We start from the raw sequence: 872 nt of genomic DNA, 5'->3' as shown, positions 1-872 counted from the left end.
AATGGCGTGACGACATTTAACCAGTCAATCAAGTTCGTTCCGGCCTGCGGCCTCCACCGGACGCCCTAGTCGGGCGCCGCTTATTATTGGCGTTATATGAGGATGCTCAATTGAAGTTGGTAGCTATAGCTTCATGTTTCTTTGCTCTTTTAGCAGGGGTATTTCTTCTCGCGCTTTCCTCTAAACGAGACTGTCTGGGTATAGACGAGGTGAGAAAAATTTTGGAAAAGTCTGAGCAGCTGGAGGAGCAAGGGAAGTTACAAGCCGCGCGCCATGGATATAAGCAAATTGATATCTACGCCTGCGAAAGAAGCAAGGAACTGAGCTACGCTGTCGAAAGGAGCATGGCTTTAGGTGACAGAATTCATGCAGCCTACGATAGTACGGTCGAGGCTATAGATTTATATCACCAAAAAAATGATGAATACCCATCAGATCTAGGTGATATCCGCGAGTTTATACCTCGAGAGCACGTTGATGCATTTAAAGGTTTTGGTTTCGTGAAAAACGACGATGGCACGGTAGCCATTGTTACTGGCTTGTATGGCTCGGTGTCATTCAGTTTGGACTGAATCATATAACCAGGCGCTTAAGTTTGTTCCGGCCTACGGCCTCCACCGGACGCCCTTGTCAGGGCGCCGCTTAGCTTCGCGTTATGTTTCATAGTCCTGCTACGGGGTGTTTATGGATGACCTTGAGGATATTTTCAAAAGGATGACAAACAAGACCAAAGGGACTTGGCTCATCGGGTTCGGGCTCATATTTTGCACTGGTGGCGTAAGCGTCCGGCAAACCCATCTTGAGTGTGATGCCGAAGGCTTCAAGATAGTGTCCACTTATTCTTTAGTGGACACTATCTATGAACAACGTAA

2 protein-coding genes are annotated in these 872 nt (G+C 47.4%); both read left to right on the top strand.

Annotation, left to right across the window (positions count from 1 at the left end):
- Positions 1-110 precede the first annotated feature (110 nt).
- The gene (locus RKA07_RS03120) at positions 111-572 is read left to right on the top strand and encodes a hypothetical protein (protein WP_310965553.1); all 462 of its coding nucleotides are present in this window, start codon (positions 111-113) and stop codon (positions 570-572) included.
- 112 nt (positions 573-684) lie between these two features.
- Positions 685-872, top strand: a 188-nt coding sequence (locus RKA07_RS03115) for a hypothetical protein (protein ID WP_310965552.1), incomplete at its 3' end; no start/stop codon positions are given.

The organism is Marinobacter xiaoshiensis (genome assembly GCF_031631795.1).
In the GTDB taxonomy this organism is placed as follows: Bacteria; Pseudomonadota; Gammaproteobacteria; order Pseudomonadales; family Oleiphilaceae; genus Marinobacter; species Marinobacter xiaoshiensis.
This window is presented reverse-complemented; position numbering and strand designations above follow the sequence as displayed.